Below are 13,817 nucleotides of genomic sequence, written 5' to 3'. Positions count from 1 at the left end.
GCCTCTACGGGCTTCCGGGATGACGAGAATTGAAGCTTAAGCCTTCGCCATCAGGCGCGGCTCGGCCAGCACGCCGAACTCGTGACCGAGGCGGATCAGGGCTTCGGCCAGGCCGTCCATCTGCGCTTCGGTGTGGGCCGCCGAGATGGCGCAGCGCAGCAGGCTCTCGCCAGACGGCGTGGCCGGCGGCAGGCCGATATTGACGTAGTAGCCGGCCTCGAGCAGCGCGCGCCACATGGCCAGGGTCGTGGCGTCCGATTCCAGGCAGACGGCGACGATCGGGCTGGGCGTCGAGCCCAGCTGGAAGCCGGCGGCCTCCAGCGCGCCGTAGAGCCGGCTGACATTGGCCCACAGCTTGGCGCGCAGGTGCGGACGTTCCTTCACGGCCTTCAGCGAGGCGCGCACCGAGGCGACGGTCGCCGGCGGCAGCGAGGCGGTGAACATGTAGGGGCGGCAGGCCACGCGCAGGATGTCGAACTGCTCGTGGTTCGACACGCAGTAGCCGCCGACCGCGCCCAGGCTCTTGGAGAAGGTGCCGACCACGAAGTCGACCTGATCCAGCAGGCCTTCCCGCTCGGCCAGGCCGCAGCCGTTGTCGCCCAGCACGCCCATCGAGTGGGCCTCGTCCACCAGGATGTAGGCGCCGTGGCGCTTGGCGACCTCGACGATCGCCTTCAGCGGGGCCATGTCGCCCAGCATCGAATAGATGCCCTCGACGACGATCAGCTTGTTGCCCGGCTCATCGGCCAGGCGGCGCAGGCGCTTGTCCAGGTCGGCTGCGTCGTTGTGCTTGAAGCGGATGGCGCTGGCCTGCGTCTGCTTGCAGGCGTCGTAGATCGAGGCGTGGCTGTCGGCGTCCAGCAGCAGGAAGTCGCCCGCGCCGACCAGGGTCGAGATGATGCCGAGATTGGCCTGGTAGCCGGTCGAGAACACCATGGCGTGGGCCATGCCATGCAGTTCGGCCAGTTCACGCTCCAGCGCGACGTGGTCCGAGAACGAGCCGTTGGCGATCCGCGAGCCGCAGGTCCCCGTGCCTTCGCGGCGCACCGCCTCGACCGCGGCCTCGATGCTGGCCTCGTCGAAGGCCAGGCCCAGATAGTTGTGCGTGCCCACCGTCACGGTCTTGCGGCCGTTGATGATCGCCTCGCTGGCCGAGAGGAGCTGGTCCATCACCACGCCGGTCGGCATCTGGCCCGAAGCGCGGGCAATCTCGTAGCGGGCTGCCAGGGCGGAGTGGCTGTCGAAGAGTCCCAAGTGCGTGCTTTCTGAGTTCGGCCCTTTGCGTCGGCCGCATGGTTCCGCTTGTTGCGAAAATGGAATACAGTCTAAAAATAGATGCATCAATGAAAATGGATTCCATTCCAAACTCTGGCATGGCCCTGCGGGCTCGGGGCAAGGCGCGCCGTTACGCCGAGATCGTCGGCGCGGCGGCCGATCTCTGGCGCGAGCACGGGCTGGACAAGGTCTCCCTGAGTCAAATCGCCGCGGCCGCCGAGGTCTCGCCCCAGACCATCTACAATCTGATCGGCGGTCTCGACGCGGTCGGGTTGGCGGTCATCAACGTGGCCATGAACCGGGTCGAGTCGCTGCTGTCGCGCGCCTCGGCGAAGGGCGTGGCCTTCGCGCTGGAGGCGGCGCGGGCCTCGGCCCAGCTCTATATCGATGACAGCCACCTCTATCGCCAGGTGCTGGTGCGGATCCCCCGCGTGCTGTTCGAAGGCACGCACCTGGGACGAGACGTCGCCCAGATCGTCATTCAGGCGATGATCCAGGCCCAGGCCGCCGGCGAGATCGCGTCGCACGTCGATCCAGACCGACTGGGGCGGGTGATCTACGCCAACTATCTGGGCGCGATCTACGACTGGGCCTGTGGGGACGCCAGCGATGAGGTGTTCCTGGAGACCAGCCAGGTCGCCGTGCTGGCTCCCGCGGCCGCCTGCGCCACGGACGCGGCTCGGCCGGGCCTGACCGCGCAGCTCTACTCGATGCTGCGCTGCCCGAACGCGGCCTGAGCTAAAGGCCCCCGGAGCCTTTGACTCGCCGCTGACCAACTGCTAAACGCCGCGCCTCGCCCCCGAACCCCGGTTCTGGGGCGTGCTTGTCGTTTCGGCGACAGGCTCAAATCCGTGGGAGGGCCGCCAAGCCCGCACCACGGCTCACCAGCGAGGGCTCCGGCCCTCACGAGAGGATAATATGGCTAAGAAGATCCTGGGCTACATCAAGCTCCAGGTGAAGGCTGGCTCGGCCACGCCTTCGCCCCCCATCGGCCCGGCTCTGGGTCAGCGCGGCGTCAACATCATGGGCTTCTGCAAGGAGTTCAACGCGCGCACCGAGAACGTCGAAAAGGGCACGCCCCTGCCGACCGTGATCACTGTCTACCAAGACAAGTCGTTCACCTTCATCACCAAGACGCCCCCGGCGACGCACTACCTGAAGCAGATCACGGGTCTGAAGTCGGGCGCGAAGCTGACCGGTCGCGAGACCGTCGGCGAAGTGACGCGCACGCAACTGCGCGAAATCGCCGAAAAGAAGATGAAGGACCTGAACGCCAACGACATCGAGGCCGCGGCCAAGATCATCGAAGGCTCCGCCAAGGCCATGGGCCTGAAGATCGTGGAGGCCTAATCCAATGGCTAAGCAACCCAAGCGCATCAAGGCCTGGACCGGCGACCGCGACGCGACCCACTCGGTCGAAGCCGCCATCGCTCTGGTGAAGGCCAACGCCAAGGCCAAGTTCGACGAGTCGATCGAGATCTCGGTCAACCTCGGCGTCGATCCGCGTCACGCCGACCAACAGGTCCGCGGCGTCGTGAACCTGCCGTCGGGCACCGGCCGTGACGTCCGCGTCGCCGTCTTCGCCAAGGACGCCAAGGCGGCTGAAGCCACCGCGGCGGGCGCCGAGCACGTCGGCGCCGAAGACCTGTACGAAAAGATCGCCGGCGGCTTCATGGACTTCGACCGCGTCATCGCGTCGCCGGACATGATGGCCCTGGTCGGTCGCCTCGGTAAGGTGCTGGGCCCGCGCGGCCTGATGCCGAACCCGAAGGTCGGCACCGTGACCCCGAACGTCGGTCAAGCCGTGAAGGACGCCAAGGGCGGCGCCGTCGAGTTCCGCGTCGAGAAGGCGGGCATCGTCCACGCCGGCATCGGCAAGGCCTCGTTCACCGACGAAGCCCTGGTCATCAACGTCAAGGCCCTGATCGACGCCCTGAACAAGGCCAAGCCGTCGGGCGCCAAGGGCGTCTACGTGAAGCGCATCGGCCTGTCGTCGACGATGGGGCCGGGCTTCAAGGTGGACACCGCCTCGGTCGGCTAATCGCTGATAGAAGCTGAGTTACCTGGGCGGGCGCTGGAGCGATCCAGCGCCCGTCTTGCGTTTGGGGCGATGTCTGCGGATGCTAATCTGTGTCCTCATCGTGTTCGAAGGTTCGCCGTGACGCTACACATCGCCAATCCCGAGGCTTGCGCGCTCGTGAAGCGTCTGTCCCAGACGTTGGGCGTCAGCATGAACCAAGCGATCAAGATCGCCACCATGGAGGCTCTGGCGAGGCGTGAAGGCGCTGACGGCCTTGAAGCCGCTGATGACGCTCCCTCCGCTGAGCCGACGGCTCAATGACCGAACACACCTTCGACGTCGCCGTGATCGGCGGCGGGCCGGCCGGGCTGATGGCGGCCGAGACGGTCGCGCGGGCGGGCAAGTCCGTGGCGGTGTTCGAGAAGATGCCGACCTTCGGGCGCAAGTTCCTGATGGCTGGGCGCGGTGGGCTCAATCTCACCCATTCCGAAGACTTCGAGCGGTTCGGCCGGCGTTACGGCGCGCGGTCGCCCACCCTGGGGCCGATGCTTAAGGCCTTCTCGCCGAAGGACCTCGTGGCCTGGGCCGAGGGGCTGGGCCAGCCGACCTTCGTCGGAGCGAGCGGCCGGGTGTTTCCCAAGGCGATGAAAGCCTCGCCGCTGCTGCGGGCCTGGCTGGCGCGGCTGGAGGGACTGGGCGTGCAGTTGCGGACGCGCGCCGAATGGACGGGATGGAGCGCCGACGGCGGCCTGCTGATCAATGGCGAGGCGGTGCGCGCCCGGGCGGTGGTGCTGGCGCTGGGCGGGGCCAGCTGGCCCAGGCTGGGTTCGGACGCGGCCTGGGCGCCGGCGCTGGAGGGACAGGGCGCGGCCGTCGCGCCGTTCCGGGCCGCCAACTGCGGCTTCGACGTTGCCTGGAGCGACCTGTTTCGCGAGCGCTTCGCCGGCGAGCCGCTGAAGAACATCGGCCTGCGCCACGGCGAGGCGACCGCGCGGGGCGACGCCATGGTCGCGGGCTACGGCCTGGAGGGCGGGGCGGTCTACGCCCTGGCGGCCGGCCTGCGCGATGCGATCGAGACCGACGGCCGGGCGGTGCTGACCATCGACCTGCGGCCCGACATCCCCATCGAGACCCTGGAACGCCGGCTGCGCGCGCCGCGCGGCGGCCAGAGCCTGGCCAATTTCCTGCGCAAGGCCGTCAAGCTGTCGCCGGTCGAGGTCAACCTGCTGCGCGAGGCCCATGGCCTCGACTTGCCCGCGGAGCCGGCGGTCCTGGCCGAGGCGATCAAGGCCGCGCCGATCGCGCTGACCGCCGTCCAGCCGCTGGATCGCGCCATCTCGGCGGCCGGCGGCGTGACATTCGAGAGCCTCGACGGCCTGGCGCTCAAGAACCGCCCCGAGGTGATCCTGGCCGGCGAGATGCTGGATTGGGAGGCTCCGACCGGCGGCTATCTGCTGCAGGCCTGCTTCGCCACCGGCGTCGCGGCGGGAAAGCAGGCGCTGGCGCGGCTTTAGGGCTTCATCGCCGCTCTAATCTTCGCCGCCATCGCCTCCAGGTCCTTCGGATCCGCCACCGCGTTCTCCGCCAGATAGACTGGCTTGCCGGCGATGCGCGGGATCACGTGGACGTGCAGGTGCGGCACGCTCTGGCCGACGCCGTTGTTCTGCAGGATCATGAAGCCCTCCAGCCCCAGGGCGTCGACCTCCGCCTGGCCGACCTTCTGGGCGACGGCCATGACCTTGGCGAGGTCTTTCGGATCCATCTCCAGCAGGTTGCGGGCCTTGGAGGTCTTGGAAATCACCAGCACGTGGCCGGCTTCCAGCGGGGCGCGGTCCATGAAGGCCAGGACGTCGGCGTCCTCATAGACCTTGTAGGCCGGCAGCTCGCCCCGGATGATCCTGGCGAAGACGTTGTTCGGGTCGTAGGCGGCCTTCAGGGGAATCCGCGACCCGGCCGGCGCTATGGTTGGATCGAACCGGGCCAGCCAGCGGATCACCTCGCTTTCCAGCGCGATGCGCGCGTCCGAGAAGCTGTGATCGGTGGCCATGTAGGTTTCGGTGAGCGCCTGCGCCCCGGCCGCGCGGGCGGCGGCCGCCAGCTTGCGCGTGGTGGGCGCGCCGGCGAACTCGGCCCCGATCATCAGAACCGGGCGGTCAGCGATCTTCGCGGAGAGCTTTTCGAGATCCAGCTTGGCCGCGTCCCGCTCGATCTCGGCGATCAGGGCTTCGGAGGTCGTGGCCAGCGGGGCGGTGTCGGGACGCATGGCCTCGGCCGCGCCCTTGCGGACCTGGTCGCTGGTGAGCTTGGCCGCTTCCTTGCCGATGTCCCAGGAGTCGATCAGCACCGCCCCGGCCACGCGGGGTTCGGCGGAGACGGCGTCGGCGGCCATGAAGCCGCCCATGCTGTGGCCCGCCACGACGATGCGCTTGGGGTCGACATGGTATTTGGCGGCGTTGGCCGGATCCAGCAGCCAGGCCACCGCCGCCTCGCCGTCGGCGCGGGCGTTGGCGAAGCTGAACGTCCCCTGGCTGCCCCAGGAACCGCGGTAGTTGATCCGCATGGCGTTCCAGCCGGCGCGGCGGACGGCCTGCAGCAGGTCGATATTGGTCTCGTTGCCCGGGAAGCCGTGCAGGAACAGCATCGTCGGATGCGGCTCCGCCCCGGAAGCCAGATAGAGGATGGCGTTGACCTTGGAGCCGGCGATGTCCACCTGGAAGGCGGCCATGTCGGCCGGGTGATCCTTGTCGCGCGCCGGATCGGCGACCACGGCCCGCGGCGTCGGCGGGGCCTTCAGCTCGGCGAAGGCGGGGCTGGCGACGGCGAGCAGAAGCGCGGTGAGCGCGGCGACGGTGCGGTGCATGGCAGGTCCCCCTCTAAGCTTGGGCCATTAGAGCCTGACCGTGAGGTGTTTTGGGAGGGGATTTCCGCGCGCTGTTGATATCCCGTCGATCTTCGTCTATACGGCCGGCCTCTCCGACGGACTTCGGTCCGATGGAGAACCTGTTTGAGAACTACGGGGCGTGGGGTCACCAACGCCGTAATCGAGGAAGAGCCCTTCCTCGCCGTCGGGAGACAGGGATAGAGACGCCAAGTTCTCCTGCTCGTGACTTCAGTCCGAGACCGGGGCGCGGCCGACTTTCCTTGGAACAGGCATATGCGACTCGCACGCGGGAGCAATTCCGCATGGGACCGCATCTGGCTGCCGGAATGGTCCGGCCGCTGCTAACTGAGTAGGAGACCGCAATGGACCGCGCTCAAAAGCAGGAGTCGATCGAATCGCTGAAAAGCGTGTTCGCCGACGCCGGCGCTGTCGTCGTGACCCACTACATGGGTCTGACCGTTGCGGAAATGACCGACCTTCGTCTTCGCCTCCGCAAGGAAGGCGCCGCGATCAAGGTTGTGAAGAACACCCTGGCCCTCAAGGCTCTGGACGGCAAGCTCGGTGAAAAGGGCGACACGCTCTTCACCGGTCCGGTCGCCATCGCCTATGGCCCGGACGCCGTCTCGGCCGCGAAGATCGCGGTTCAGTTCGCCAAGGAAAACGACAAGCTTAAGATTGTCGGTGGCGTTCTGGACCAGACCAACGTGCTCGACGAAGCCGGCGTGCGTGCTCTGGCGACCCTGCCGTCGCTGGACGAACTGCGTGGCAAGCTTATCGGCCTCATCCAGGCTCCGGCGACCAAGATCGCTGGCGTCCTGCAGGCCCCGGCTGCCCAGCTGGCTCGCGTTTTCAACGCCTACGCGACCAAAGACGCCGCGTAACGGTCATCCCCGCAAATCTATCCCAATCTCTCTTTAGGAACTGACACATGTCGAAGCTCGAAAAGCTGGTCGAAGAACTGTCCACCCTGTCGGTGCTGGAAGCCGCTGAACTGTCGAAGCTGCTGGAAGAAAAGTGGGGCGTCTCGGCCGCCGCTCCGGTCGCCGTCGCCGCTGCTGGCGGCGCCGCCGCTGCTCCGGCCGAAGCCGCTGAAGAGCAAACCGAGTTCACCGTCGTCCTGGTCGACGGCGGCGACAAGAAGATCAACGTGATCAAGGAAGTCCGCGGCGTCCGTCCGGACCTCGGCCTGAAGGAAGCCAAGGACCTGGTCGAAGGCGCTCCGCAGAACGTCGTCGAAAACGTCTCGAAGGCTCAAGCCGACGAAGTCGCGAAGAAGCTCACGGAAGCCGGCGCCAAGATCCAAATCAAGTAATCTGGCCCCAGCTTTCGCTGGGACTGGGTTCCTTTGGAACTGCCGAGCGGCCTCGGAGGGAAACCTCCGGGGCCGCTTTCTTTTGCGGCTTGTCGCGCCGCGCCTCAGCGTCGAACCTGCCCCCTTTCCCGGGGAGTCGCATGACGCTTTCGATCCATCGCCGCGATCTCGTGCTGGGCGCCGCCGCCCTCGCCGCCACGCCCGCCTTCGCTCAGGACGGGCTGGGCGGCATCCGTATGCCGGCCTCGGTGATCGACAGCGAGCTGCGCGGTCTCTCGCCGACCGGCGGCAAGCGCTATTGGACCTCGGGCTCCAAGGGCTGGCTGATCCGCGGGCGTGACGAGCGCCAGGACGTCATGCGGATCGTCGGCGCCGAGACGCTGGACTTCCGGGGTCTGCACGCCTTCGACGACAGCCATGTCCTGGCCATGAGCGCCGGGCCCGGCGAGGCCTCGCAGCTTTGGCGCACCAAGGACGGGGGCAAGACCTGGAAGCGGATCGCCGCCAACCAGGATCCGGAGGGCTTCTGGGACTCGATCGCCTTCGTCGACAGCAAGCGCGGTTTCATCCTGGGCGACCCGACCAAGGGGCGGTTCACGGTGCTCTACACCGCCGATGGCGGCGAGACCTGGGCGCGGCTTAAGGATGAGGGCGTGCCGCCGGCCGCGCCGAACGAGGGGGCCTTCGCCGCCAGTAACGGCTGCGTGGCGATCGGCCCGCGCGGCCAGGTCGCCTTCTGCTCCGGCGGGGCGGGCAAGGCGCGGGTCTATGTCTCGCGCGGCGGGGGCGGGGTGTTCGTGGCCACCGACACGCCGATCCTCGCCGACGCCCCATCGAAGGGCGCCTTCGCCGTGGCCTATGACAAGCACGGCGTGTTGTGGGTCTGCGGCGGCGACTACCAGAAGCCCAAGGCCGACGGCGTCAATCTGGCGCGCATGGAGCCGGGCCGGGTCAGCTTCGAGGCGGTCGCCGCGCCGACCGGTTACCTGTCGGGGATCTCGGTCAAGGGCTCGACCGTCATGGCCACCGGCCTGGCCGGGACCATCGTCAGCCGCAAGGGCGGGCCGTTCCAGCGGGTCTCGGCCGCGCCGATGAACACGGTGCGGCTGTCCTCGGAAAAGTCGGCCGTGCTGTGCGGACCGAAGGGCGCGATCGGTCTCTGGCGGGCCTAAAGGCGGCAAAGGGCGCCGCCTCGCTTCCGCGAAAGCTGAAGCTTTTCAACGCCACTCGCGTTGGCGTGCTTCTTGCAACCTCCGGGCGTGCTCGCCTTGGAGGACGGGATGTCGGTCTCGGGTATCGGAAACGGAAACTGGTCGGCCTATGCCGCCGCGAGCGCCGAGCGCACGCGCGGGACCACGACCCTCCGCGTTGATACGGGAGAAAGCAGCGATGTCGACAAGGTTCGCGAGAAGGGGCTCACGGCCTTCGCCAAGCAAGCCAAGGCCGAGGCCTGGGCCGAGAAGGTGAGGCGCTGGCGTGACGAGGCCATGAAGGCGATGGGCCTGACGCAGGAGAAGCTGGACGCCATGTCGCCGGAGGACCGGGCCAAGGCGATGCAGCAGATCGACGAATATGTGCGGCGCAAGATCGACGAGGCGATGGAGGCGGCGCGCGAGGAGGCCAAGAAAAAGGGCCAGCCGCTGGGCGGTACGGGCGTCCCCCAATTCGTGGATTTCAGCGCCTAGGCGGGAACGTCAAGCGTCGCCATGCGCTAACAGCGGGTCATCCGTTGGGAAGCTTCGCCATGCTCAAGGTCGCCGGTGTCCTGCTCGTCCTGATGATCCTGTTCGGGATCCTCGGCTTCGTCGCCAACGTGGCCGGCGCCATCACCAAGGTCGCGTTCTTCGTCTGCCTGATCGCCTTGGGCGTCTCGCTGGTCATGAAGGCGATGAACAAGCAGACCTAGGCTGAGCGTGGTTCACCGAAGGCCCGGCCATACAAGGCCGACGCGTTTCGCGAGGCCTATTTACGCCCATTTACGAATCCCCCTTTTCTTCCCCGCTCCGTTCCCCTATATCCCCGCGTTCACGATTACATCGGCGGAGCGCTTTGGCGCGTCCGTATTACGCCCCGAGGCGCGATCAGCCGCCCTCCGATCCGCGCGAAGGGGCGCCCGTCAGGCTTCCGGTCCCGGTCGCCCGATAGGGGAATTCCAGCGTCCGCAGCTCCCTGAGAAGGCGAGCGGCGAGGGTGGACGCTACGGACATTCTAATTCACGCGCGGATTCCATCCGCGCCGCAGGGAAACAACATGGCGCAATCCTTCACCGGCAAGAAGCGGATCCGGAAGTCGTTCGGCCGCATCCCCGAGGCTGTGCAGATGCCGAACCTGATCGAGGTTCAGCGCTCCTCCTACGAGCAGTTCCTTCAGCGCGAGGTCCGTCCGGGCCAACGCCGCGACGAAGGCGTCGAGGCGGTGTTCAAGTCGGTCTTCCCGATCAAGGACTTCAACGAGCGCGCGGTGCTCGAATACGTCTCGTACGAATTCGAAGAGCCCAAGTACGACGTCGAGGAATGCATCCAGCGCGACATGACCTTCGCCGCGCCGCTGAAGGTCAAGCTGCGCCTGATCGTGTTCGAGACGGAAGAAGAAACCGGCGCCCGCTCGGTCAAGGACATCAAGGAGCAGGACGTCTACATGGGCGATATCCCGCTCATGACGGACAAGGGCACCTTCATCGTCAACGGCACCGAGCGCGTCATCGTCTCGCAGATGCACCGCTCGCCGGGCGTGTTCTTCGACCACGACAAGGGCAAGACCCACGCCTCGGGCAAGCTGCTGTTCGCGGCTCGCGTGATCCCGTACCGCGGCTCGTGGCTGGACTTCGAGTTCGACGCCAAGGACATCGTCTACGTCCGCATCGACCGTCGCCGCAAGCTGCCGGCCACGACCTTCCTCTATGCCCTGGGCATGGACGGCGAAGAGATCCTGACCACGTTCTACGACGTCGTCCCGTTCGAGAAGCGCGCGGGCGGCTGGGCCACCCCGTACAAGCCCGAGCGCTGGCGCGGCGTGAAGCCGGAGTTCCCGCTGGTCGACGCCGACACGGGCGAGGAAGTCGCTCCGGCCGGCGCCAAGATCACGGCTCGCCAGGCCAAGAAGTTCGCCGACGGCGGCCTCAAGACCCTGCTGCTGGCCCCGGAAGCCCTGACGGGCCGCTACCTGGCTCGCGACGCGGTCAACTTCTCGACCGGTGAAATCTACGCCGAAGCCGGCGACGAGCTGGACGTCACCTCGATCCAGGCCCTGGCCGACCAAGGGTTCGACACCATCGACGTTCTGGACATCGACCACGTCACGGTCGGCGCCTACATGCGCAACACCCTGCGCGTCGACAAGAACGCCGTCCGCGAGGACGCGCTGTTCGACATCTATCGCGTCATGCGTCCGGGCGAGCCGCCGACCGTCGAAGCCGCCGAGGCGATGTTCAAGTCGCTGTTCTTCGACGCCGAGCGCTACGACCTGTCGTCGGTGGGCCGCGTGAAGATGAACATGCGTCTGGAGCAGGACGTGTCGGACGAAGTCCGCATCCTGCGCAAGGACGACGTCCTGGCCGTGCTGAAGGTCCTGGTGGGCCTGCGCGACGGTCGCGGCGAAATCGACGACATCGACAACCTGGGCAACCGTCGCGTCCGCTCGGTCGGCGAGCTGCTGGAAAACCAGTACCGCGTCGGCCTGCTGCGCATGGAACGCGCCATCAAGGAACGCATGTCGTCGGTCGACATCGACACCGTGATGCCGCACGACCTGATCAACGCCAAGCCCGCCGCGGCCGCCGTGCGTGAATTCTTCGGCTCCTCGCAGCTGTCGCAGTTCATGGACCAGACGAACCCGCTGTCGGAAATCACCCACAAGCGTCGTCTCTCGGCCCTCGGCCCGGGCGGTCTGACCCGCGAGCGCGCCGGCTTCGAAGTCCGCGACGTTCACCCGACCCACTACGGCCGGATCTGCCCGATCGAAACGCCGGAAGGCCCGAACATCGGTCTGATCAACTCGCTGGCCACCCACGCCCGCGTCAACAAGTACGGCTTCATCGAAAGCCCGTACCGTCGCGTGAAGGACGGCAAGCCGCAGGACGAAGTCGTCTACATGTCGGCGATGGAGGAATCCAAGCACGTCATCGCCCAGTCGAACATCAAGGTGGTCGACGGCGAGATCCTGGAAGACCTGGTCCCGGGCCGCATCAACGGCGAACCGACCCTCCTGCAAAAGGAGACGGTCGACCTGATGGACGTGTCGCCGCGCCAAGTCGTGTCGGTGGCCGCCGCCCTGATCCCGTTCCTCGAAAACGATGACGCCAACCGCGCCCTCATGGGCTCGAACATGCAACGTCAGGCCGTGCCGCTGGTGCAGTCGGACGCCCCGCTGGTCGGCACCGGCATGGAAGCCGTCGTCGCCCGTGACTCGGGCGCCGTCGTCATCGCCAAGCGCACCGGCGTGGTCGAGCAGATCGACGGTACGCGTATCGTCATCCGCGCCACGGAAGAAACCGACGCGGCCCGCTCGGGCGTCGACATCTACCGGATGTCGAAGTTCCAGCGTTCGAACCAGTCGACCTGCATCAACCAGCGCCCGCTGGTGAAGGTGGGCGACCGGATCCGCGCCGGCGACATCATCGCCGACGGTCCGTCGACCGAGCTGGGCGAACTGGCCCTGGGCCGCAACGCGCTCGTCGCGTTCATGCCCTGGAACGGCTACAACTTCGAAGACTCGATCCTGATCTCCGAACGTATCGTCCGCGACGACGTCTTCACCTCGATCCACATCGAGGAATTCGAGGTCATGGCCCGCGACACGAAGCTGGGTCCGGAAGAAATCACCCGCGACATCCCGAACGTCGGCGAGGAAGCCCTGCGCAACCTCGACGAAGCCGGCATCGTGGCGATCGGCGCCGAGGTCCAGCCGGGCGACATCCTGGTCGGCAAGGTCACGCCGAAGGGCGAGAGCCCGATGACGCCGGAAGAAAAGCTGCTGCGCGCCATCTTCGGTGAAAAGGCCAGCGACGTTCGCGACACCAGCCTGCGTCTGCCCCCGGGCGTCGCCGGCACGATCGTCGACGTGCGGGTGTTCAACCGTCACGGCGTCGACAAGGACGAACGCGCCCTGGCCATCGAACGCGCCGAGATCGACCGTCTGGGCAAGGACCGCGACGACGAGTTCACGATCCTGAACCGCAACATCTCGGGCCGCCTGAAGGAATTGCTGGTCGGCAAGGTCGCTCTGTCGGGTCCCAAGGGCCTGTCGCGCGGCGAGATCACCGCCGAGAACCTGAGCCAGGTGGCTTCGGGCCTGTGGTGGCAGATCGCGCTCGAGGACGAGAAGGCGATGGGCGAACTGGAAAGCCTGCGCCGCCTGTTCGACGAGAACCGCAAGCGTCTCGACCGTCGTTTCGAGGACAAGGTCGACAAGCTGCAGCGCGGCGACGAACTGCCTCCGGGCGTCATGAAGATGGTCAAGGTCTTCGTGGCCGTGAAGCGCAAGCTGCAGCCGGGCGACAAGATGGCCGGCCGTCACGGCAACAAGGGCGTCATCTCGCGCATCCTGCCGATCGAGGACATGCCGTTCCTCGCCGACGGCACGCACGTCGACGTCGTTCTGAACCCGCTGGGCGTGCCCTCGCGCATGAACGTCGGTCAGATCTTCGAGACCCACCTGGGCTGGGCTTGCGCCAACCTGGGCAAGCAGATCACCAACCTGCTGGAAGACTGGCAGCACGGCGGTCAGAAGCAGGCCCTGATCGATCGCCTGCGCGACATCTACGGCCCGGACGAAGAGCTGCCGGAAACCGAGGAAGAGCTGGTCGAGCTGGCCAAGAACCTGGGCAAGGGCGTTCCGATCGCCACCCCCGTGTTCGACGGCGCGCGCATGAGCGATATCGAGGAGCACCTCGAAATGGCCGGCGTCAATCCGTCGGGCCAGTCGATCCTGTTCGACGGTCAGACCGGCGACCAGTTCAAGCGTCCGGTCACGGTCGGCTACATCTACATGCTGAAGCTGCACCACCTGGTCGACGACAAGATCCACGCCCGTTCGATCGGTCCGTACTCGCTCGTCACGCAACAGCCGCTGGGTGGTAAGGCCCAGTTCGGCGGTCAGCGCTTCGGGGAAATGGAAGTGTGGGCGCTGGAAGCCTACGGCGCGGCCTACACCCTGCAGGAAATGCTGACGGTGAAGTCCGACGACGTGGCCGGCCGGACCAAGGTCTACGAGTCGATCGTCCGTGGCGACGACACGTTCGAAGCCGGTATCCCGGAAAGCTTCAACGTGCTGGTCAAGGAAATGCGCTCGCTCGGCCTGAACGTCGAGCTGGAGAACAGCTGATCCGAACC

At 66.8% G+C, this 13,817-nt stretch carries 13 protein-coding genes; 11 read left to right on the top strand and 2 right to left on the bottom strand.

Going from position 1 to position 13,817, the window contains the following annotated elements; translation table 11 throughout:
* Positions 1-36: 36 nt before the first annotated feature.
* Positions 37-1,254, bottom strand: coding sequence for an aminotransferase class I/II-fold pyridoxal phosphate-dependent enzyme (locus EIK80_RS21600; protein ID WP_233586906.1), 1,218 nt, complete (start codon positions 1,252-1,254; stop codon positions 37-39).
* A gap of 89 nt (positions 1,255-1,343) precedes the next feature.
* Here EIK80_RS21600 and EIK80_RS21595 point away from each other — a divergent pair, with 89 nt between their 5' ends.
* From EIK80_RS21595 to EIK80_RS21575, 5 genes are all read left to right on the top strand, one after another.
* A complete protein-coding gene (locus EIK80_RS21595; protein WP_233586905.1) occupies positions 1,344-2,012 on the top strand; it encodes a TetR/AcrR family transcriptional regulator in 669 nt (222 codons plus the stop codon).
* 181 nt (positions 2,013-2,193) lie between these two features.
* Positions 2,194-2,625 carry a 50S ribosomal protein L11 gene (gene rplK, locus EIK80_RS21590; protein WP_058346464.1) on the top strand — a complete coding sequence of 144 codons (432 nt, stop codon included), beginning with the start codon at positions 2,194-2,196 and terminating at the stop codon, positions 2,623-2,625.
* Positions 2,626-2,629: 4 nt separating this feature from the next.
* Positions 2,630-3,316: a 50S ribosomal protein L1 gene (rplA, locus tag EIK80_RS21585; RefSeq protein WP_125159081.1), complete on the top strand. Its 687-nt coding sequence runs from the start codon at positions 2,630-2,632 to the stop codon at positions 3,314-3,316.
* Positions 3,317-3,385: 69 nt separating this feature from the next.
* Positions 3,386-3,616 (top strand): type II toxin-antitoxin system VapB family antitoxin, encoded by a 231-nt coding sequence (locus tag EIK80_RS21580; protein WP_233586904.1) that lies wholly within the window; start codon positions 3,386-3,388, stop codon positions 3,614-3,616.
* Entirely contained in the window at positions 3,613-4,809 is a 1,197-nt protein-coding gene (locus EIK80_RS21575; RefSeq protein ID WP_125159079.1) for an NAD(P)/FAD-dependent oxidoreductase, read from the top strand. The genes EIK80_RS21580 and EIK80_RS21575 overlap by 4 nt, the downstream gene beginning before the upstream one ends.
* Here EIK80_RS21575 and EIK80_RS21570 read toward each other — a convergent pair.
* On the bottom strand, positions 4,806-6,155 hold the full coding sequence (locus EIK80_RS21570) for an alpha/beta fold hydrolase (protein ID WP_125159078.1): 1,350 nt from the start codon (positions 6,153-6,155) through the stop codon (positions 4,806-4,808). The two genes, EIK80_RS21575 and EIK80_RS21570, sit on opposite strands and share 4 nt — an antisense overlap.
* Before the next feature lie 383 nt (positions 6,156-6,538).
* On the opposite strand from EIK80_RS21570, the gene rplJ reads away from it, so the two are divergent.
* The 6 genes from rplJ (at position 6,539) to rpoB (ending at position 13,809) form a co-directional block, all read left to right on the top strand.
* Positions 6,539-7,057 carry a 50S ribosomal protein L10 gene (gene rplJ / locus EIK80_RS21565; protein ID WP_125159077.1) on the top strand — a complete coding sequence of 173 codons (519 nt, stop codon included), beginning with the start codon at positions 6,539-6,541 and terminating at the stop codon, positions 7,055-7,057.
* A 47-nt stretch (positions 7,058-7,104) separates the two neighbouring features.
* Entirely contained in the window at positions 7,105-7,488 is a 384-nt protein-coding gene (gene rplL, locus EIK80_RS21560) for a 50S ribosomal protein L7/L12 (RefSeq protein ID WP_125159076.1), read from the top strand.
* 140 nt (positions 7,489-7,628) lie between these two features.
* On the top strand, positions 7,629-8,660 hold the full coding sequence (locus tag EIK80_RS21555) for a YCF48-related protein (RefSeq protein WP_125159075.1): 1,032 nt from the start codon (positions 7,629-7,631) through the stop codon (positions 8,658-8,660).
* Between the two features lie 108 nt (positions 8,661-8,768).
* On the top strand, positions 8,769-9,173 hold the full coding sequence (locus EIK80_RS21550; RefSeq protein ID WP_125159074.1) for a hypothetical protein: 405 nt from the start codon (positions 8,769-8,771) through the stop codon (positions 9,171-9,173).
* Between the two features lie 59 nt (positions 9,174-9,232).
* Complete coding sequence (locus tag EIK80_RS21545) at positions 9,233-9,394, top strand: hypothetical protein (protein ID WP_125159073.1); 162 nt, start codon at positions 9,233-9,235, stop codon at positions 9,392-9,394.
* 344 nt (positions 9,395-9,738) lie between these two features.
* Entirely contained in the window at positions 9,739-13,809 is a 4,071-nt protein-coding gene (gene rpoB / locus EIK80_RS21540; protein ID WP_125159072.1) for a DNA-directed RNA polymerase subunit beta, read from the top strand.
* Positions 13,810-13,817 lie beyond the last annotated feature (8 nt).

Source organism: Caulobacter sp. 602-1, from assembly GCF_003931565.1.
Taxonomy (GTDB): domain Bacteria; phylum Pseudomonadota; class Alphaproteobacteria; order Caulobacterales; family Caulobacteraceae; genus Caulobacter.
This window is presented reverse-complemented; position numbering and strand designations above follow the sequence as displayed.

Excerpts from the sequence above, each read along its gene's own strand:
- EIK80_RS21595 (WP_233586905.1), top strand. The coding sequence starts at position 1,344 with ATGAAAATGGATTCCATTCCAAACTCTGGCATGGCCCTGCGGGCTCGG.
- rplK (WP_058346464.1), top strand. The coding sequence starts at position 2,194 with ATGGCTAAGAAGATCCTGGGCTACATCAAGCTCCAGGTGAAGGCTGGC.
- rplA (WP_125159081.1), top strand. The coding sequence starts at position 2,630 with ATGGCTAAGCAACCCAAGCGCATCAAGGCCTGGACCGGCGACCGCGAC.
- EIK80_RS21580 (WP_233586904.1), top strand. The coding sequence starts at position 3,386 with ATGTCTGCGGATGCTAATCTGTGTCCTCATCGTGTTCGAAGGTTCGCC.
- EIK80_RS21575 (WP_125159079.1), top strand. The coding sequence starts at position 3,613 with ATGACCGAACACACCTTCGACGTCGCCGTGATCGGCGGCGGGCCGGCC.
- EIK80_RS21570 (WP_125159078.1), bottom strand. The coding sequence starts at position 6,155 with ATGCACCGCACCGTCGCCGCGCTCACCGCGCTTCTGCTCGCCGTCGCC.
- rplJ (WP_125159077.1), top strand. The coding sequence starts at position 6,539 with ATGGACCGCGCTCAAAAGCAGGAGTCGATCGAATCGCTGAAAAGCGTG.
- rplL (WP_125159076.1), top strand. The coding sequence starts at position 7,105 with ATGTCGAAGCTCGAAAAGCTGGTCGAAGAACTGTCCACCCTGTCGGTG.
- EIK80_RS21555 (WP_125159075.1), top strand. The coding sequence starts at position 7,629 with ATGACGCTTTCGATCCATCGCCGCGATCTCGTGCTGGGCGCCGCCGCC.
- EIK80_RS21550 (WP_125159074.1), top strand. The coding sequence starts at position 8,769 with ATGTCGGTCTCGGGTATCGGAAACGGAAACTGGTCGGCCTATGCCGCC.
- EIK80_RS21545 (WP_125159073.1), top strand. The coding sequence starts at position 9,233 with ATGCTCAAGGTCGCCGGTGTCCTGCTCGTCCTGATGATCCTGTTCGGG.
- rpoB (WP_125159072.1), top strand. The coding sequence starts at position 9,739 with ATGGCGCAATCCTTCACCGGCAAGAAGCGGATCCGGAAGTCGTTCGGC.